Genomic DNA, 19,155 nt, shown 5'->3' on the forward strand with positions numbered 1-19,155 from the left:
GATCCATTTAATCACATATTTGAACAACCGCCTCTTGCAAGAGATCTAAGTCATCTATATGATATGGATATGTCGAATATTTTCATCTCGGAGTTTATTACCAGTCAAGCCCTAGAAACCCTTAAGGCTCAGCATACGGTTATTTATCAGCCGGATGCCTACCCAGACCCAACACAAATGGCTGATTCCTTGGCCAGCGCCGATGCCTGGATTGTGCGAAATCTAACCAAAGTTTCTAAGGAATTGGTTGATGGGGCCAAGCAGTTGAAGGTGGTTGGTCGCTTGGGCGTTGGTCTTGAGAATATTGATTTGATTGCCTGTGCAGAGCGAGGCATTCGGGTGATCCCGGCCACCGGTGCGAATGCTGAGTCGGTAGCCGAGTATGTGCTTGGTACTGCGATGGCACTCATGCGCTCGTATCGCGAGGCCACGTTAGAAACTCTCGCAGGAAAATGGCCCAGACCGACTTACTCCAAATGCCACGAAATAGCTGGTAAAGCAATTGGCATCGTCGGATTTGGGAGTATTGGTCGTGTCGTTGCTGAAAAAGCACTCGCGCTGGGAATGCGCTGCATTGCCTACGATCCCGTCATTAAAGAATCCTCTATTGCCATAAAGGGTGGGGATGTTGTAATGCGCTCGCTATCGGAAGTGCTTGCAAACAGCCAAATTGTTAGCCTGCATCTGCCATTACTCCCTGAGACTAAGCGTCTATTCAATCAGAATTTGCTCAACCAGATTCAAGAAGGTGCTTATCTAATTAATACAGCTCGTGGCGGCATTGTGGATGAGCTAGCGCTCGCACAGTCTTTGAAATCAGGCAAGCTTGGTGGTGCTGCGCTGGACGTATTTGCGCTTGAGCCCGCAAAGGATCTGAGTCATTTTATGGGTGTGCCGAATTTAATTCTGACGCCACATGTAGCGGGCGTCACTGAAGAGAGTAATGATCGGGTGAGTACCATGATTGCCCAAGAAGTGAATCTATTTTTGGAGAAGAATACGTGAGTCATTCATTTCAGGAGCTAGTACAACTTGCTTATCAGGGCTTATGTGCCGCTGGAGTTAAACATGAGGCAGCAGCAGATACCGCCTTATTTTTAGCCTTAGCAGAGATTGATGGATTAGCCTCTCATGGCCTAGCACGGGTTGCACAGTATTCGGGGCATGCTAAACATCAGCGAATTAATACTCAAGCAGTCATTAAGACGCATCCCTATAAATCTGCGGCAGCATTGGTTGACGGTCAAGATGGTCTTGCATTTCCTGCGCTGAAGTACGCAACAGATCTTTCAGTCAATCTTGCACATCGCCATGGCGTTGGCTTGGTGGCAATTAAGAACACCCATCATTTTGGTGTCGCGGGTCACTATACAGAAGCCGCAGCTAGAGCTGGATACATCTCGATTTTGCTCGGTAACACCCCTGCGGCAATGCCGATGGCTGGCGGCACCAAAGCGGTCTTCGGAACCAATCCACTGGCTGCTGCCTTTCCAGTTCAGGGCAAGGATCCTTTGGTCATTGATATGTCACTCTCTGCAGTGGCGCGAGGCAAATTATTAGTGGCATCCAAAAAAGGGGAGTCAATTCCATTGGGTTGGGCTCTAACTGCTGACGGCCAGCCCACCACCGATCCGAATGAAGGTCTTAAGGGTTTAATGGTTCCGCTCGGTGGTGATAAAGGTGCGTTATTGGCACTCATCATCGAACTACTTGCAGTTGGTTTGTCGGGAAGTCAGTACTCCTATGAAGCTGATAGCTTCTTTTCAATGAAGGGTAATAAGCCACGATTAGGCCAACTCATCATTACGATTGACCCTGGTTTGCCTGGAAAAGGTATTTACCGAAACCGAATGCTCGATTTAATTAATACATTTGCAAGCGATGCCGGAGTGCGCCTGCCTGGACAGCGTCGCTTTACAGTTCGCCAGAAAGCAATGAACTCAGGGGTCGTAGTCAATGAAGCGGTATTGCAAGAAATTCAGAATGGTATTCAAAGCGGTTGGAATAATTAATAAATCAATCTTTAAAGGAGAGAAAGCATGATTCACTTTGTCGTACATGAACCCGGAGATGTGGTGGGTGTCGTAGTCGTGGAGGGCGTGAAAGCCGGTAATGACCTAACAGGTTGGGTGATGGATGGTGATACCACGCTCAATATTAAATCCGAGAGCGATATTCCAATTGGTCACAAGATCTCATTAAAAGATTTGAAGGTCGGTGATACCGTGATTAAGTACGGAATTGACATTGGCAAAGTAGTTGCCCCCATTAAAAAGGGCGAACATTTGCACGTTCAAAACGTCAAGACAAAGCGTTGGTAATCGATTGGCCAACTGATTAACTAATTTTTGATTGAGAGAAGAACAAATGATTGATTTGAAAAAAGCGACCTTTATGGGATATCGTCGTGAAAATGGACGCATGGGTATTCGTAATCACGTAATTATTTTGCCCCTTGATGATTTGTCGAATGCGGCCTGCGAGGCGGTAGCAAACAATATCAAAGGCACCATGGCAATCCCACATCCTTACGGGCGTTTGCAGTTTGGTGCTGATCTGGAACTCCATTTCCGCACTCTGATCGGTACTGGCTGCAATCCTAATGTAGCTGCAGTTGTAGTGATTGGAATTGAGCCCCAGTGGACCAATACTGTGGTTGAGGGGATCAAGAAATCAGGTAAGCCTGTTGAAGGATTCTGGATTGAAGGCAATGGTGATACAGCGACCATTGCTGCTGCAAGCAAAGCTGCCTACAAGATGATGAAGCACGCATCGAAGTTACAGCGTGTCTCTGCACCCTTGTCTGAGCTCTGGGTCTCTACCAAATGCGGTGAATCCGACACCACCTCAGGTTGCGGTGCCAATCCGACCGTTGGCAATGCCTTCGACAAGCTCTATGACATTGGCTCTACTTTGGTGTTTGGTGAAACCACTGAATTAACCGGCGGTGAGCATCTAGTAGAAGCGCGTTGCCGTACCCCTGAAATCAAAGCGAAGTTCAAACAAGTCTTTGATCGTTACCAAGATGTGATTGAGCGTCACAAAACCAGTGATCTTTCTGACTCACAACCAACCAAAGGAAATATTGCCGGTGGCCTAACAACTATTGAAGAAAAAGCACTAGGTAATATTCAAAAGATTGGTAAAAAGTGCATGATTGATGGCGTATTGGATAAAGCCGAAACCCCAACTGGTAAAGGTTTGTACTTTATGGATTCCTCATCAGCAGCTGCTGAGATGGTGACCTTATGTGCGGCCGCCGGGTATGCAGCCCATTTTTTCCCAACCGGACAGGGCAATGTGATTGGTAACCCCATTCTTCCAGTGATTAAGCTATGCGCGAATCCAAAAACAGTGCGTACGATGTCTGAGCACATTGATGTCGATGTTTCTGGAATCTTGCGCCGCGAGGAAAACATGGATACCGCCGGAGAGAAATTATTAGATTGCCTCTTGCGAACTGCGAATGGCGAGCTAACCGCTGCTGAGATTTTGGGTCATCGCGAGTTTGTTCTCACTCGCTTATACGAATCGGCCTAATTTGTCTCATGGGCCATTCAGACGTCTGACTGGCCCGGATTGGTATGAAAGCAATTACTGCGTATCAAGAAGTAAAACAGAAGATCACGGGCGATATCGTCCGTGGTCGTTACTTTATGGGCGAGGCCCTGCCTGCTGAAAAGGAGTTGGCAAAAGAGCTGAAGGTATCAATTGGCACGCTCCGCAAAGCAGTGGATGAGCTTGTATCAGAAGGTATTGTGATTCGACGGCAAGGGAAGGGCACCTTTATTGCCGAGCATGACGAACAGCGCTTGTTGTATTACTTCTTTCATGTGATTAAGCATGACGCTGACCACAAAAAATATCCAACGGTTGAATTAGTCTCGTTCCAAAGTGCAAGCGCAAATAGCGAAGAAGCAAAAAAGCTTCAACTAAAAGAGGGTTCGCCAGTATGGCGGATTGTCAATCGCCTCTCACTTGATGGCCAATGTGTCATCGTCGATCGACTTACGCTCAGCAAAGAGCGATTTCCAACCTTGACTCGAAGTGCTTTTCAGCATCGTCAGGGCAGTATTTATCAGTTGTATCAGGCCCAATATGGACAAGTGGTTGCGCGAACCAGTGAGCGATTACGAGCCGGTGCAGCAAGTAAACAAGATGCTGAATGGCTTCACTTAAAGGTTGGTGACCCCGTAATTGTGATTCGTCGTCTAGCGATTGGAATGCAAGACGAGTCGATTGAGTGGCGAGTCTCAACCCTAAATACCCAGCATTACGAGTACTTCAGCGAACTAGGGACTTAAGCAATACGCTGGTAATACAGATTTTGTGGGTGGTTGGATTCAGCAAAAAATAGCCAGCGCTCTGCAATTAGACCAAGCAGATGCACTAAAAACGCTACGATAATTAAATTTAAGCTAGCTTGACTTGCCGCAAATACCAGTAGGGTGACAGGAAGCAGATAAGCCCCAAAAAATGCCAGCTTGCGAACATTGGCAACAAAGAAATTGGATTGCTGATGAAAGAACTCACGCGTATTAAAACTACCACCCATCATCCCCATCGAAATTTGTCGAACGGGGCCTTGCTGGATTCCAGTCGCCGACTGCAAGGTTGATTTTGGCTTAAGGCTGCGATTTCGTTTCCAGATCCAAAGTTTCAGAGTGAGTGATAGCAACAATAAGAATCCTGTAAAACCAGTCACACCAGCAATGTTTTGAGAGGTGACGATAGCTTGTTCAGGTAGCCATGCTGACCAAATGGTAAATAGGGTCATTAGCAAAAACCATCCTGAAGCAAACCCAAGTGCAATGAAATTAACCATGGTCATCGGATGGGCCCACTCTTGAATAAACCGAATGCATTGGTAAATCATGGCAGTGCACACCCACAGAAGAACTGCAAAAATACCGAGTAACAACCACAGCCAATTGGGAATCGCACCCATTTGCCAGGAGTAAATATAGGCTAGAACTGTGAGGGCGATGAAACTTGGCAAAACTAACACCTCGCGCGAGAGCCAGGAAGTTCTCCACATCAAAATGGCGCGCCATGCACGCTCTGGGTGCCCCAGATGAAAAAATGAGGCTAGTAATCCACCAGCCAATAGCAATAGCACGATTGGAAAAGCCAGGTAGTTCATGAAGTGACTGGGTAATGGATCACCTGCTAGATGCAAAACGAGAAGACTCATCACCATACCCTGAGCCATACCGGCCATACCGGTAAAGAAGATGAGTGAGAAAGCGGGATGCATTAGTTTTCTGCCTTTACAGCCGCAATGGTTTCAGTAATCGAGCGGGGCAAGTAGTGATTGGCTGGTTGGGTCTGCCACTCGGGCATTAGTCCATACCCACCACGTTCAGCAATCGCTTTGCTGGCATCCGACTTTGGATCATGTACATCACCAAAGATTCGTGCACTGGTTGGGCAGGCCAGCACACAGGCTGGCTGGCGCTCTGACTCTGGTAGGGTCTCGCTATAGATACGATCGACACATAAGGTGCATTTAGTCATCACCTGCCGGTCCTCATCGAGCTCACGAGCTCCATACGGGCAAGCCCAAGCACAATACTTACAACCGATGCACTTGTCATAATCAACCAGCACAATGCCATCTTCTTTGCGCTTATAGCTAGCTCCGGTTGGGCAAACGGGCACGCATGGTGGATCCTCACAATGTAAACAGGATTTCGGGAAATGCACGGTCTCCATTTTTGGAAATACACCAGCCTCAAACGTTTGGACCCGATTAAAAAAGGTGCCGCTGGGATGAGCGCCGTAAGGATCTTGATCGGTCATCGGGCCAGCTGATCCCTGCGTATTCCATTCTTTGCATGAGGTAACGCATGCATGGCAGCCCACGCACACATTTAAATCAATTACGAGTGCTAACTGTTTACTCATTCGGCTTCTTAATTTCGTACGATGATAGTTTGAGCATGCCAGGAACTTCTTTGGCTTGTGCCGCTGGCCAAGTATCTAGATTTTCACTTGATCCAGCAGGGGATATCTTGACGCGCACATCGTACCATCCCGCTTGACCAGTAATCGGATCTGAATTGCTGACACGGAAGCTGCCCTCGCGTGTGCCCATGGGCAGCTCTTCGGTAATTAAATGATTAAGTAGGAAGCCCTTCTTAGACTCATCCGCATTAGGATCAAGATGCCATGCGGATTCTGCTTTACCAATGGCATTCCAAGTCCAAACAGTCCCCATTTCAACAGCCTGGGTATGACGGGCCATGCAGCGTACTTTGCCCCATTGGGATTCCACCCAAATCCAAGCACCGTCCTCAATACCATGATCAATGGCCGTAGCTGCATTAATAAACAGGAAGTTATGACTGTGGATTTGTCGTAACCAGGCATTTTGTGAGTCCCACGAGTGATACATCGCCATCGGCCGTTGTGTAATGGCGTTGATGGAGTACTCGTCTAAATTAGTAACCGCATCCTCTAAAGGTGGATACCAAAAGGGCAGCGGATCAAAAAATTGGATGATCCGTTCTTTGAGGTGATCCGGCGGTACGCGACCGGGGCGTTGGCCTTTGGCAGCCAGTCGAAACTGTTGAACAATATCTGAATACACCGCCAAAATAATCGGATCGTTCTTTTGGCGTAAGGCGTTGGCTTTGGCAAAGTCTAAATAGCCTTGGTTCCAGTTACGCATGTATTGATGTTCGGGGGGCATGCTGTAGTGAAAAACACAATTATTTTCTTGGTAGCGCTCCCATTGGTTGGGATTCGGTTCACCACGAATACTTTTATCACCATCCTTGCCGCGCCAACCCATTAAGAACCCAATACCGGAATCGGGTGCCGTCTGGAAGTTGGTAATGAAGTCGGGATAATCCTTGAACTTTCTTTGTCCATCCGCGGTTGTGAACGCAGGGAACTTTAAGCGGGAGGCAAGCTCAATTAAGACATCTTGAAAAGGTTTGCATTGTCCGGTCGGCGGCAAAACTGGGATACGTACTGAATCGCATGGCCCGTCAAATTCAGAGATAGGGCGATCCAACATACTCATTGCATCGTGGCGCTCAAGATAGGTCGTGTCAGGAAGCACGAGATCAGCAAAGGCCACCATCTCGGATTGGAATGCATCACAAATCACAAGAAATGGAATCTTGAACTGTCCATTTTCATCTTTGGCATTGAGATGCTGTCTAACTTCCATGGTGTTCATGGTGGAGTTCCATGACATATTAGCCATGAAAATCATCAAGGTATCAATCGAATAGGGATCGCCTTTGACAGCATTGGTAATGACGTTATGCATTAATCCATGAGCAGCTAAAGGGTGCTCCCAGGTGTAGGCCTTGTCGATTCGAAGAGGCTTGCCATCCTGATCAAGTGCCAAATCCTCTGGGCGAGTTGGCCAACCAAGCGGCGCTTTCGCTAACGGCGTATTCACCTGAATGTCATTTTCCGAAGAGGGTGGTTTGATGTTCGGAGGAATCTGACGGGGATAGGGGGCTTTATGACGAAAGCCGCCTGGACGATCGATGGTGCCCAGCAGAGTCATTAATACAGCTAAGGCACGTGTCGTTTGAAAACCATTCGAGTGGGCAGATAGGCCGCGCATCGCATGAAATGCAACGGGACGTCCAGTTACTGATGTATGGTGCTGCCCAAACGTATCAGTCCAAGCAATAGGTAGCTCAAAGGATTGCTTAAATGCCGTGTGCGCCATTTCTTTGGCTAGTAAGCGGATACGCGAGGCTGGAATGGAAGTAATCTTCTCGGCCCACTCGGGCGTGCAAGACTTTACTTGCCGGCGCAATAATTCAAATGCAGGCGCAACCCGCTTGCCCTGATGGGGGCCGGGACCCATGACATACTCGCCTGATAGGGCAGGGTCGACATCATTTGCAAAACAGGCTTTTGCAGCATTGCTTTTGATGTCCCAAATGTATTTGTTATGAGGAATGTCGGTATTAATTGGATCCGACTCAGGATCAAATAAAAATAATCCTTCTTCAGGACCCGCATCAAGACAAACCAACTGCGATGAGTTGGTATACCGTTTTAAGAATGGATGATCGACTTGATTGGCTACAATCAACTCATGCATCAACGCCATAAATAGCGCGCCATCGGTACCTGGTTTAATTGGAATCCACTCATCGGCGATCGCAGAATATCCGGTACGCACAGGATTAATCGAGATGAATCGCCCACCATTGCGTTTAAACTTCGACAACGCGATCTTCATCGGATTACTGTGATGATCCTCTGCAGTTCCGATCATCACAAATAATTTGGCTTGCTCTAAATCGGGGCCGCCAAACTCCCAAAAACTACCCCCAATGGTGTAAATCATGCCCGCGGCCATATTGACCGAACAAAAACCTCCGTGGGCTGCATAGTTAGGGGTGCCAAATTGACGAGCAAATAAGCCTGTAAGAGCTTGCATTTGATCGCGTCCAGTAAACAGTGCAAATTTTTTGGGATCGGTTTCTCGGATACCTCGTAAACGATCTTCCAAAATACTAAAGGCTCGTTCCCAAGAGATTTCTTCAAACTCCGATTGGCCACGCTCTGAGCCTGGCTTACGTAAGAGTGGCTTGGTGATCCGAGCAGGGGACTTCTGCTTCATGATTCCAGATGCACCCTTGGCACAAATGACCCCTTGGTTCAGCGGATGGTTGGGATTGCCATCGATATAAACCAGTTCGCCATCCCGCAAATGAGCCCGGATGCCACAGCGGCAAGCGCACATATAGCAGGTCGTGGTCTTCACCTCGGTCGCCGGATTCTGTGAATGAACCGGATCGTGAACTGGTTGCGAAGATATAAATTTGAACATGCAGCGACTTATAGTTATCTCTTGATTGTAGCGACATTTAAGTGAATACACTCTTATTACAACAGCATTTGTCTCATAAATTCATGATTGAAATCAATGATTTGAAGATATTCTTGGATAGTTACCGTAAAGCTCATTTTATGAGCCTTTAGTGAACCACAATGATCTCTCGAAACTAGGAGAGGGTCATGAAAAAACTATTGGAATGGATTGTTTGGTTGGTATTCGCTGAGCACCCAGGGGAATGGGGACGCAAAGAATGGGTATGCAAGCGATTTGATTAGGATCCACCTTTAATCGCTCGATTAAGCATAAATCCTCTAGGGGCTTGAAAAACGCCATCTTTTTATAGGAAACTTAGACTAATATTAAAAGATAGGCGTGCTGTGGCGCTCGATACCATGGCAGAGAGGAGGAGTGGTGCTCAGCATTTTGAAGTTAGATGCGGGCGGTATCCCCCAGTGCTGGATAGATGCTGAGGATGCAACCCGACATTATGCAGATGACAGCGTTTCATGGACGCTAGGCGATCCCATCGCCATCATGCGTGGTGGTATCTCTCGTTTAACTGGCCAACAATCGATTATTGAGCTGCACTCCATCATTGCTGTCAAAGGCTCTGCAAAAATAAATTTATTTGATGTAGTTCCAGCCATCACAAAACGTAAGCTCTACCGGCGTGATCGCGGCCTATGCGCTTATTGTGGTTGTCGAATCTCAGAGCACGATGCCGAAGCAGAGCATATTGTTCCCAACAGCAAAGGCGGTGGTTACTCCTGGATGAATCTGGTTGTCTCATGCCGTCCCTGCAATCAGCGTAAAGGTAATCGTACGCCTGAGAAAGCGGGAATGAGTCTTCTTTACGCTCCTTATACGCCTAGTTTGTACGAAGATATGATTTTGAAGGGCAGGAATATTTTGGCTGATCAGATGGATTTTCTGGCTGCTAATCTGCCGAAGGATAGTCGCATCTTGCAAGACCCATTTTGGGTCTAATTGATTGCTAGTAGCAATCGCTCTCTGAGTTTTTCTATGAATGGTTTGCGCCTACTCAAACCGCGTACGATTGTGCTGTTTGCAATCACCATATCGGTATTGGTCCATCTTTACATATTTGTTGGGTTTCCCAGTTTTTTATTCTCTAAGGCGGCTCCATTAGAAGATGTGACCGTCGCCGAGCTGCGTGTCGAGCCTGTTAAAAAAGTTCAGTTAAGTAAACCGGCCGCACCTGAGCCAAGCGTGCGGGATCAAAGCTCAAACGCAGTTGGCGATGGTGCAGTCATTGAATCTGGTGGAGGTAACGGCACAGGGCAAATAGAGCAAGAGGGCCAAGCTTTTCGGGTTCCCGATCCTGGTGTTTATTACTATGATGCCTATCTCGATGGCCAATACTTGCAAACGGCTTCAATTGAGTGGCAATTCGATCCTAAGCTTGGGTATCGATTGTTTATCAATATTCCCTATGCATTTGTTGGGCCATTTATCTTTGAATCCCGAGGAAAAATTGACGCATACGGTTTAGCCCCTGATTTTTATGTGGAGAACCTTGGGAGCCGGCCTGCACGATTTACCCGATTTGATCGCGATGATAAGGGGGGAGGGAAGTTATTCTTCTCCCAAAAGCCGGATCAATTAAAAGACATTCCACCGGGGACTCAGGATCGCTTTAGCCTCATGATGCAGTTGGCCTCTTTGCTTGCAGGGAATGATCAGATTGATGAAAAAGGAACGGTGCGAGAAATTCCGATTGCCAATCTCGATACAGTTGAAACTTGGCGTTTTCAAAGCCAAGGTGAAGAATTATCCGATGCAGTATCGACTTTGGGACCCACGGTCCTGCGGCATTACAAGCGTTTACCTGTCAAGGAAATGGATCACAAGCGCAGAAATGACATATGGTTAGTGAAAGATTTTGGCTGGATACCGGGTAGGGTGCGCCTTGAGAATGAAAAGGGTCGAACCTTTGAACTATTTCTCAAGCAAGTCGACCCAATTGCAGACTTGCCTAAGTAAACGATTATTTGACCGTTTTCTTGCGAATAATCTGGCCAATCATATTAAAGAGCACCGCACCAGACATCGAGGCAGCAAATATGCCGCTAAAGGCAACAACGATCGGTAGTATTTTCCAGTTATCCGGTAATGGAAAGCTTCCATACCCAACCGTGGTGTACATCTCGCCAGCAAAGTAAAAAGCGTTCGTATCGATCTCAAAAATCTTGAGAGCAATCAGTGCGTAGGACCACACCACAATATCAACTAAATGGGTCGTCAACACCAGGCCAACAGCAATCATATAGAACGGGATCGACAGCCAAAAGATATTGCGCTTATCCGCCCAATCAATCAGCACTTGGTAAATCTTGCCAATTAATAGAATCAGTAGTGCATGAGCAACTAGCATACCGATCGCGGTCATAAAGACTACGGTTAGCTGGTCTGGGAAGCTTTCACCAACTTGCCGCGCCAGAGTAAAGAAGTTTGGAAGGGATGACATCGCCATTGAATGTTATATGTTATTTGACATAATAATGATTATACGCAAATATGATATTTAGCCCTTGGGCTGGGAATCAACGGCTACAGGCTTTGGACCCCCTTCATATTTGGTTTTATAGAGCTTTTCCCAGCGCGATCGCAAACCCCTGGATATCTCTTCTTGATTGAATAAATCTGCAACATCAATGGCACTAAAGCCTTGATGATTCCGGATTTGCAAATCAGCGCCACGATCAAGCAATAGCCTCACTAATTGAATATTGCCAGAGCGGACAGCCATCATCAGAGGTGTTGTATCGCTATCCGATAAGGCGTTCGCCTGAGCACCCTTATCCAAGAGGAACTCCGCAACTTGCAAATGACCGTTGGTACAAGCGTAATGCAGCGGTGTCCAACCCGATTTATTAATCGTGGCGGCCCGCTTATCAATGAGGGTCTTGACCTCTGGTAAGAAACCATACAGCGATGCCATCATCAGGACGTTTTCACCAGAGAGATTTGGTTGGTCTACATCCAGATTCTTCAAAGTGAGAAGGTAATCGAGGGTTGTGCGCGAGTTCTCTCGCACCGCATAAACCGAGATCGGATTGCCGCCGCGAACGAGTAAATTAGGACTTACGCCGTCTTGTAGGAGCCTCTTCACTTGCGCAAGGTCGTCAAATTGCACGGCGCGAGCCATTTGATCGGCCTGTTCTTGGGATTGAGCGATGGCGAAACCAGAGAAAAGGCTCAGGGCGGCAAGAATAGTAAAAATGCGACGTAACATCATAAATAACTTCTATTTAATTGAAAACATTGAAAAAAATTATTTGTAGTTTGCTTGGCTATTTCTTCAACGGATTCGTCACGCAATTGCGCAATATAGCTGGCTACATGTGCCACCCAGGCCGGCTCGTTGGTTTGGCCACGGTGTGGTACGGGAGCTAAATATGGTGAATCGGTCTCAATGAGCAATCGATCCAATGGTAAGGCCTTGCAGGTAGCCTGAAGATCCTTGGCATTCTTAAAGGTCACGATTCCAGAAAAAGAGATGTAAAACCCAAGTTCAATTGCCGCCTTGGCCACTTCATAAGACTCTGTGAAGCAATGCATCACACCACCAATTGCATCAGCGCCCTCCTCTCGCATGATCCGTAAGGTATCTTCAGAAGCCGAACGCGTATGAATAATCAAAGGCTTTTTGGCCAATAAGGCAGCGCGAATATGGGTCCGAAAGCGTTCGCGTTGCCACTCCATGGAGTCATACGATCGATCTCCCATTCGGAAGTAATCGAGCCCGGTTTCACCAATCGCAATGACTTTATCGTCTTTGGCTTCCTCGACCAAAAACTCAAGTGTTGGCTCGGGGGTTTCCTCGTAATCCGGATGAACACCAACCGAGGCAAATAAATTTGGGTAAGTGTGGGCGAGTTTCTTTACCTTCGGAAAATCTGGTATATCAACGGAGATGCAAAGCGCATGACTCACTTTGGCGCGCGTCATGTTCCCCAAAACCTCGGGAAGACGATCTTGGTACTCTGGGAAATCGAGATGGCAGTGCGAATCAATAAACATAACAGCTAATTTTAGTCTGCAAAGAGCTGTTGATATTGCAAGAGCATCGATTCCATTTGAACCCGTGTGGACAAGGGGTGATTCTCGTGACGACGAGCGAGCGTTAGGGTTGACCACAATCGCTGAGCTTTTGCCAATTGCAGTTGGGACGCTAGTTGCCCGATGAGTTGGGCATGCCGGCGGTAGTAGCGCACCTCCCCTAACTGGCGAGATAATTGCAAATCAAACAGCCAGCGTTGCATGCACATTAACAATTCGGAATACGGGGCTTTTTGAACCTTCTCTGCGCATTCCAAGTAAGCAATCTGGGGCCCTTTGCTTAAAGCCTCTAACAACACTCTCGTGGCATGGATGGCAAGACCAATGCCATCCTTATCGTCGCCGAGATGCCTTGCCAGAATCTGATCCCTTGCACTTAGCGGTGCACCCGCCTGCTCATCGATCGTAGCTTCTAATTCCTCGGTTCGAACCGTATCAGTCAACAATAATTTCAGTTCCGATTGCAACCACTCAAGCGCCACATCCCGACTTGGTTTTGGTAAGGCAATCAGTTGGCAACGTGACCGTATGGTTGGTAGCACTCGATCAATGCGGTCGCTCACCAGAATAAAAATTGTGTCGGGATTTGGCTCCTCCAATGATTTGAGCAAGGTGTTGGATGCATCCTCTCGCAAACTTTCTAAGGGATAAATTAAAATGATGCGTTTGCCACCCCGGTGCGAACCAATATTGATGCCCCCAAGCGCCCCTCTCACCTCGTCAATTTTGATGAAAGCACTCTCTTTCTTTCCATCGCTATTGTCTTGGTTCTCAGAGGCCGCAGGGTCGATTTTTGGGCTTCCTTCCAGTTCAGCTTGGACCAAGCGCCCTTTTAAGCTTTGCGGTAGTAAAGCAATAAAGTCTGGATGATTTCCAGTATCAAACCAACGGCATGCCTCGCAAGAATTGCAAGGCTTATGCCCTGTTGAGAACAAATCAGCCTCACACAGCATTGCCTTAGAAAGCCAGCGGGCAAAATCAAATTTACCTATGCCCGGCTGCCCATGAAACAAAATTGCCTGGGTGGTTGCCTCCAAATTGAATGCTTTACCAAGCGCATCAAACCATGGCAATAGCTTCACTGATTCATGATGAATATTTTCTATTGGCATGGATTTTAGAAAAAACCTATCATGAAATTATTCATATAAATCAGTAATTTGCATCAGTAATTCAACTGAATTTCTGATAATTGCTTCCAGATCAGCTCTTGCGATTGCCGTGCATCAATCACCATAAAGCGGCCGGGATCGGCCTTAGCACGTCGCAAGTACTCATTGCGAACGTTCTCAAAAAAATGCAGATCTAAGCGTTCAAACTTATCGGGGGTTCTCGCCTTCGAGCGACGCTGCTCCGCAATCTCGCCAGGTAGGTCAAATAAGAGCGTGAGGTCCGGCTGTATCAATTCAGCCCCCCTCCCCTGCACCAGAGTCTCAAGTGTATTTAAGGTATCGAGACTTAAACCCCTTCCACCCCCCTGATACGCAAAGCTGGCATCGGTAAACCGGTCCGAGATCACAATCTTGCCAGCCTGTAAGGCGGGCTCAATAACCTGAGCTAGGTGCTCACGTCTAGCGGCAAACATGAGCAAGGCTTCAGTCTCAATATGCATCGGCTCTTGCAATAAAAGTTGTCTGAGTTTTTCGCCCAAAGGGGTGCCGCCTGGCTCACGAGTAAGCACAACCTCATGATTGGGATAGCGCTGCCCTAAATGCTTGGCAAAGGCTTCAAGGTGAGTACTCTTCCCAGCACCATCGATGCCCTCGAAGCTAATAAAAAAACCGGGACGATTGATATCCATTGGTTACTTTACCGACTTGGTCGACGATTGGGCAGGCAAGCGCTGATAGCGATCAACCGCAGCCTCATGCTCTTTCAAGGATGGAGAAAAATGACTACTGCCATTGCCCTTGGCAACAAAATACAGTGCATTGGTGGGAGCGGGTTGCGCAGCGGCAATTAGCGATTCTTTGGAGGGTATTGCAATCGGGGTTGGAGGTAAGCCATAGCGCATATAGGTATTGTAGGGAGTATCGCGGCGTAAATCGGTTTTTCGGATATTGCCATCAAATCGTGGGCCGATTCCATAGATGACTGTTGGATCGGTTTGCAACATCATGCCCTTTCTGAGCCGATTATGAAATACCCCAGAAATTAATCCACGCTCAGACGCTTGGCCAGTTTCCTTCTCAATAATCGAGGCAAGGATCAGTAATTGATATGGGCTCTTTAAGACCTGATCATTAGGCTGGCCTTGCAGATAAAGATCCCATGCATTCGCTAATTGCTTTTGCATACCTACATACGCACGTTGATAAATACTCGAATCCAAATCATCGGGATCAAATACATAGGTGTCTGGAAATAACCATCCTTCTGCACTCGGCTGCGTTAGCCCTAAGAGCTTAGCGAGCTGAGCATCACTGAGCGAATTCGTTTGATGAGTTAGTGCTGGGTGCGCATCAATTGCTGCCCGAACCTGCCATATGGTCATGCCAGGAATAAGCTTCACAACCTCCCGAACTCGATCGCCCCGAGCCATTTGCAGCAGTATGCTGCCCAAGCTTGCATTGGCCGGAAACTCATAAGTGCCTGGCTTTAATGATGAAGCAACACCAAGCGATCGAGCACCGATTTGGAAGACCAAAACAGGCACCTCAATTCCCTGCTCTTGCAACTGGCTTGCGATCTTTGAGACCCCCGACTTCGGTAACACCTTAAACCGCACGACAGCATCTTCTACCTTGGCCTGGCTGGACAAAGCAGATTTGGGTGGCACCACCCCCCATGTGAATAAAGCAAGGTAATACAGGCAGGTAATACCGATGAGCGATAGAAACCCAAGACCCACTAATCGTTTACTCAGAGCCATGGCAAGCAATAAGGAATTGATGACTTAGAAAGTTTTTGCACATAGCACTATGATAAAAGGCTAAGGAAGTAAATGACCGTTATTGATCAAGTATCGCTATGAACCCACCCACAACTTGCCGCTTACCAGACTGGGGCCTGATTCTGGTCGAAGGATCCGATGCAAGTACTTTTTTGCAAGGTCAATTAACGAATTCAGTGCTTGGGTTAGCTGCCACCCCCACCGGAGGAGTTGCTCATGGAAGTTCAGCCGTCCGATTGACTGGATATTGCACGGCAAAGGGTCGCTTACTCGCCTCTGCATGGATTAGTTTGCATTCATCCCAAGCAGTAACTCAATATGCTTTATTTGTCTCACGCGATCTTGCTGCGGCATTTGCAAAACGACTGAGCATGTTCGTTTTGCGTTCCAAGGTCGTGATTCGTGACGTCAGTGATGATTGGCTCGTATATGGCTCTCTTGAGACTATTGAAGGGCTTCTCCCTCGCCTTCCGGCCGATGCAATTGCCTTAGCGATGCAATCCCCCGCTGACACAAATCCTACAAAGCGGATTGTGTTTGCCTCCCAAATGACAGTCGACGCCCAACTCAATTCAAGCGAGTGGAATGCAGCAGAAGTAGCCAGTGGCATTCCCCGAATTGTGGCGGCTACGCAGGACCAATTTGTTCCTCAAATGGTGAACCTGGAATCCGTGGGTGGGGTCGATTTCAAGAAAGGGTGCTACCCAGGCCAAGAAGTCGTTGCTCGCAGCCAATATCGAGGGGCGATTAAGCGTCGCCTCTATTTGGCTAAAGCACAAATTCCTTCTGAGTCCTGCCCGCCAGCAACCGAGATTTTTCATGAAGAGGATCCAGGCCAGCCGGCCGGAATGGTCGTGCTCTCAGCGCCTAATTCGAATAACCCTGATTGGATAGATCTTCAAATTGAATGCAAATCAGAACTTGCGCAAAGCGGCAAACTTCACCTTGGTGACGCTAGCGGCCCCAGTCTGGAGCTTGGAACACTACCCTATTCCCTAGTTGAGATTTAATCAGGCATAGTATTGATATGTGCCTCATTTTATTTGCCTGGAAATCGCACCCAAAATACCCATTGGTGGTAGCTGCCAATCGGGATGAGTTCTACGAGCGCAATACCACTGGCATTGCTTGGTGGCCTGAGCATCCAGATGTATTGGCCGGTCGAGATCATGCTGATGTGATTGGTAGTCCAGGCACCTGGTTAGGGCTCAATCGGCAGGGGCGTTTTTCTGCACTTACGAACGTGCGCTCACCCAGTGAGAAAAAACCCGATGCGAGAACCCGAGGTGAGCTACCCTTTTTATATCTTACGAACCCAGATAAACCGGAGCACTTCATTGAAAAGCATAGCAAGCGCTTTGATCAGTACAACGGTTTTAATCTACTGATGGCCGATCTGAGCGATCCAAGTGACGCTCAAATGCACTGGGTGAGTAATCGCGTGTTGATGGGCAAATCCGTGCGCCCGCGCAAAACATTTCCAAGTCAGCCACTAACTCCAGGCGTCTATGGGCTATCGAATGCCATGCTCGATACTCCATGGCCCAAAGTGAATCACCGGATTGCTGCGTTTGCTCAAACTCTAGCCATGGATGCTGGCGGCTTAAAAAATGCCGATGCCTATCTCCATGTATTAGCCGATGACCATCAGGCCCCAGAACGTGAACTTCCAAGCACCGGTGTTAGTTTGGAATGGGAGAAAGCGCTTTCCTCGGCTTTTATTCGGACCGAACATTACGGTACGCGTTCAAGCACAGTATTGCGAGTTCGTAACGACGGTAACTATGAGATGGTGGAGCGGCGCTTTGATGCCAAGGGCGTGATTGCGCACGATGTAATTACCGGAAATTTAATTGGCTCCGCTTGGGCCAATTACTCGGTGTAGCAATGGCTTTTCCCCTTCAGGGTGACGATACCTGCCAATCGATTACACCAACACCCCTACCAGAGCCCTATTGGGTCGGATTCTCATCTTTGCTCGGACAAGAGCTCGGTATTGCCCTTAATGAGTCTGGTCTTCCTGCCGACCCACTTTGGTTGGATGTCTTAAGTGGTAATACATTAGCTACCAAAGAACATGCTTTTTCTAACCCAATCGCCACAGCGTACAGCGGTCACCAATTTGGTGTCTGGGCTGGGCAACTGGGCGATGGTCGCGCCATTCTTTTGGGCGACATTGGGCCTTATGAGATTCAATTAAAAGGTTCGGGGATCACCCGCTATTCGCGCATGGGGGATGGACGAGCTGTATTGCGTTCATCCATCCGTGAGTTTTTGGCTAGTGAGGCCATGCATGCTCTTGGCGTACCAACTAGTCGAGCGCTGGCCGTGACAGGATCCAAAAAGCCAGTGGTTCGTGAGATCCTGGAAACTGCAGCGGTCTGTACGCGCTTAGCCCCCAGCTTTCTGCGCGTAGGTCATTTTGAGCACTATGCGGCTGCGCGCCAAACCAAGCATCTCCAGCAATTGGCCGAATATCTTCTCGATAGCCATTACCAAGAGTGCAGAGATGGTGATGATCCTTATCTTTCATTATTCTCAGCGATTAGTCGTCGCACTGCTGAGCTGGTGGCACATTGGCAATCCTTGGGCTTTTGCCATGGGGTTCTCAATAGTGACAACATTAGTGTTTTAGGTCTTACCATCGATTACGGCCCCTTTGGAATGATGGATCGCTTTCAAATGGATCACATCTGCAACCACAGTGATTCGCAAGGAAGGTATGCCTATCATCGCCAACCACAAATTATGCATTGGAATATGGCATGTTTGGCAGGCGGCATGTTGCCTTTATTGGAGAAGAGGTATTCAACCCAAGAGGCTCAGCAGAAATTACAAACCGCCCTCGAGCAATTTCCGACTCAATACCGTGAGGCTTGGTTACGGCGCTTTCGAGCAAAGCTGGGTTTAATGGATGAGCATGCCAATGATTTCGTATTGATTGAGAACTTATTACAACTGATGCATCAGAATCGAGTGGATTTCACAACAACGTTCCGTCTTTTTGCTCAGGTCCAATCGCAAGCCGATGATCAATCTAATCCATTGCGAGATCACTTCATTGACCGACAAGCCTTTGATGCTTGGATGCAATCCTATTTGGATCGATTGAAAATTGAACAGCAGTCTGATCTCATTCGCCAGAATATGATTCTCAATACTAATCCGAAATTTGTTTTGCGTACTTACTTGGCACAGCGCGCCATTGAACTCGCCCAGCAGGATGATTTTTCAGAAGTTCAAAAACTCCTCCAGATCCTTGAAAATCCGTTTGCAGAACAGCCTGAACATGAGGCTTACTCAGCCCCTCCCCCGAAAGAACTTGAGGATATCATCCTTAGCTGTTCCTCTTAATCCT

At 47.7% G+C, this 19,155-nt stretch carries 19 protein-coding genes; 10 read left to right on the forward strand and 9 right to left on the reverse strand.

Going from position 1 to position 19,155, the window contains the following annotated elements:
- Positions 1 to 69: 69 nt before the first annotated feature.
- From QUE61_RS04805 to QUE61_RS04825, 5 genes are read left to right on the forward strand one after another with little or no spacing between them, the layout of a single operon-like run.
- On the forward strand, positions 70 to 1,005 hold the full coding sequence (locus QUE61_RS04805; protein WP_286308133.1) for a hydroxyacid dehydrogenase: 936 nt from the start codon (positions 70 to 72) through the stop codon (positions 1,003 to 1,005).
- Positions 1,002 to 2,012, forward strand: a complete 1,011-nt coding sequence (locus tag QUE61_RS04810; protein ID WP_286308136.1) for an Ldh family oxidoreductase — start codon at positions 1,002 to 1,004, stop codon at positions 2,010 to 2,012. The genes QUE61_RS04805 and QUE61_RS04810 overlap by 4 nt, the downstream gene beginning before the upstream one ends.
- 27 nt (positions 2,013 to 2,039) lie before the next feature.
- Positions 2,040 to 2,321 (forward strand): SAF domain-containing protein, encoded by a 282-nt coding sequence (locus QUE61_RS04815; RefSeq protein WP_108508403.1) that lies wholly within the window; start codon positions 2,040 to 2,042, stop codon positions 2,319 to 2,321.
- A 46-nt stretch (positions 2,322 to 2,367) separates the two neighbouring features.
- The gene (locus QUE61_RS04820) at positions 2,368 to 3,540 is read left to right on the forward strand and encodes a UxaA family hydrolase (protein ID WP_286224676.1); all 1,173 of its coding nucleotides are present in this window, start codon (positions 2,368 to 2,370) and stop codon (positions 3,538 to 3,540) included.
- Positions 3,541 to 3,584: 44 nt separating this feature from the next.
- Complete coding sequence (locus tag QUE61_RS04825) at positions 3,585 to 4,304, forward strand: GntR family transcriptional regulator (RefSeq protein WP_286308138.1); 720 nt, start codon at positions 3,585 to 3,587, stop codon at positions 4,302 to 4,304.
- Here QUE61_RS04825 and QUE61_RS04830 read toward each other — a convergent pair.
- From QUE61_RS04830 to QUE61_RS04840, 3 genes are read right to left on the reverse strand one after another with little or no spacing between them, the layout of a single operon-like run.
- Positions 4,301 to 5,257 (reverse strand): dimethyl sulfoxide reductase anchor subunit family protein, encoded by a 957-nt coding sequence (locus QUE61_RS04830; RefSeq protein ID WP_286224678.1) that lies wholly within the window; start codon positions 5,255 to 5,257, stop codon positions 4,301 to 4,303. The two genes, QUE61_RS04825 and QUE61_RS04830, sit on opposite strands and share 4 nt — an antisense overlap.
- Positions 5,257 to 5,907, reverse strand: coding sequence for a 4Fe-4S dicluster domain-containing protein (locus QUE61_RS04835; protein ID WP_286308141.1), 651 nt, complete (start codon positions 5,905 to 5,907; stop codon positions 5,257 to 5,259). Before QUE61_RS04835 ends, QUE61_RS04830 begins: the two co-directional genes overlap by 1 nt.
- Positions 5,900 to 8,812 carry a molybdopterin oxidoreductase family protein gene (locus tag QUE61_RS04840; RefSeq protein ID WP_286308142.1) on the reverse strand — a complete coding sequence of 971 codons (2,913 nt, stop codon included), beginning with the start codon at positions 8,810 to 8,812 and terminating at the stop codon, positions 5,900 to 5,902. Before QUE61_RS04840 ends, QUE61_RS04835 begins: the two co-directional genes overlap by 8 nt.
- A gap of 420 nt (positions 8,813 to 9,232) precedes the next feature.
- Between QUE61_RS04840 and QUE61_RS04845 the strand changes: the two genes are divergently transcribed.
- Positions 9,233 to 9,808: an HNH endonuclease gene (locus tag QUE61_RS04845; protein ID WP_286308144.1), complete on the forward strand. Its 576-nt coding sequence runs from the start codon at positions 9,233 to 9,235 to the stop codon at positions 9,806 to 9,808.
- A gap of 36 nt (positions 9,809 to 9,844) precedes the next feature.
- A complete protein-coding gene (locus tag QUE61_RS04850; RefSeq protein WP_286308147.1) occupies positions 9,845 to 10,825 on the forward strand; it encodes a DUF3108 domain-containing protein in 981 nt (326 codons plus the stop codon).
- A 4-nt stretch (positions 10,826 to 10,829) separates the two neighbouring features.
- Here the strand turns inward: QUE61_RS04850 and QUE61_RS04855 are convergent, their stop codons facing one another.
- From QUE61_RS04855 to mltG, 6 genes are read right to left on the reverse strand one after another with little or no spacing between them, the layout of a single operon-like run.
- Positions 10,830 to 11,309, reverse strand: coding sequence for an ion channel (locus QUE61_RS04855; protein ID WP_286308149.1), 480 nt, complete (start codon positions 11,307 to 11,309; stop codon positions 10,830 to 10,832).
- 57 nt (positions 11,310 to 11,366) lie between these two features.
- The gene (locus tag QUE61_RS04860; RefSeq protein WP_286308152.1) at positions 11,367 to 12,080 is read right to left on the reverse strand and encodes an ankyrin repeat domain-containing protein; all 714 of its coding nucleotides are present in this window, start codon (positions 12,078 to 12,080) and stop codon (positions 11,367 to 11,369) included.
- The gene (locus tag QUE61_RS04865; RefSeq protein ID WP_286308153.1) at positions 12,077 to 12,865 is read right to left on the reverse strand and encodes a TatD family hydrolase; all 789 of its coding nucleotides are present in this window, start codon (positions 12,863 to 12,865) and stop codon (positions 12,077 to 12,079) included. The genes QUE61_RS04860 and QUE61_RS04865 overlap by 4 nt, the downstream gene beginning before the upstream one ends.
- An 11-nt stretch (positions 12,866 to 12,876) precedes the next feature.
- Positions 12,877 to 14,016, reverse strand: a complete 1,140-nt coding sequence (locus QUE61_RS04870) for a DNA polymerase III subunit delta' (protein WP_286308156.1) — start codon at positions 14,014 to 14,016, stop codon at positions 12,877 to 12,879.
- Between the two features lie 53 nt (positions 14,017 to 14,069).
- Entirely contained in the window at positions 14,070 to 14,705 is a 636-nt protein-coding gene (gene tmk / locus QUE61_RS04875) for a dTMP kinase (protein WP_286308158.1), read from the reverse strand.
- A gap of 3 nt (positions 14,706 to 14,708) precedes the next feature.
- Positions 14,709 to 15,776 (reverse strand): endolytic transglycosylase MltG, encoded by a 1,068-nt coding sequence (mltG, locus tag QUE61_RS04880; RefSeq protein WP_286308159.1) that lies wholly within the window; start codon positions 15,774 to 15,776, stop codon positions 14,709 to 14,711.
- A gap of 98 nt (positions 15,777 to 15,874) precedes the next feature.
- Here mltG and ygfZ point away from each other — a divergent pair, with 98 nt between their 5' ends.
- Genes ygfZ through QUE61_RS04895 form a run of 3 tightly spaced genes read left to right on the forward strand, consistent with a single transcriptional unit; the run spans position 15,875 to position 19,151 of the window.
- Positions 15,875 to 16,807, forward strand: coding sequence for a CAF17-like 4Fe-4S cluster assembly/insertion protein YgfZ (gene ygfZ, locus QUE61_RS04885; RefSeq protein WP_286308160.1), 933 nt, complete (start codon positions 15,875 to 15,877; stop codon positions 16,805 to 16,807).
- A gap of 17 nt (positions 16,808 to 16,824) precedes the next feature.
- Positions 16,825 to 17,682: an NRDE family protein gene (locus tag QUE61_RS04890; RefSeq protein WP_286308162.1), complete on the forward strand. Its 858-nt coding sequence runs from the start codon at positions 16,825 to 16,827 to the stop codon at positions 17,680 to 17,682.
- 2 nt (positions 17,683 to 17,684) lie between these two features.
- The gene (locus tag QUE61_RS04895) at positions 17,685 to 19,151 is read left to right on the forward strand and encodes a protein adenylyltransferase SelO (protein WP_286308164.1); all 1,467 of its coding nucleotides are present in this window, start codon (positions 17,685 to 17,687) and stop codon (positions 19,149 to 19,151) included.
- The last annotated feature ends 4 nt before the right edge of the window (positions 19,152 to 19,155 follow it).

This window comes from Polynucleobacter sp. HIN5, assembly GCF_030297555.1.
GTDB lineage: Bacteria > Pseudomonadota > Gammaproteobacteria > Burkholderiales > Burkholderiaceae > Polynucleobacter.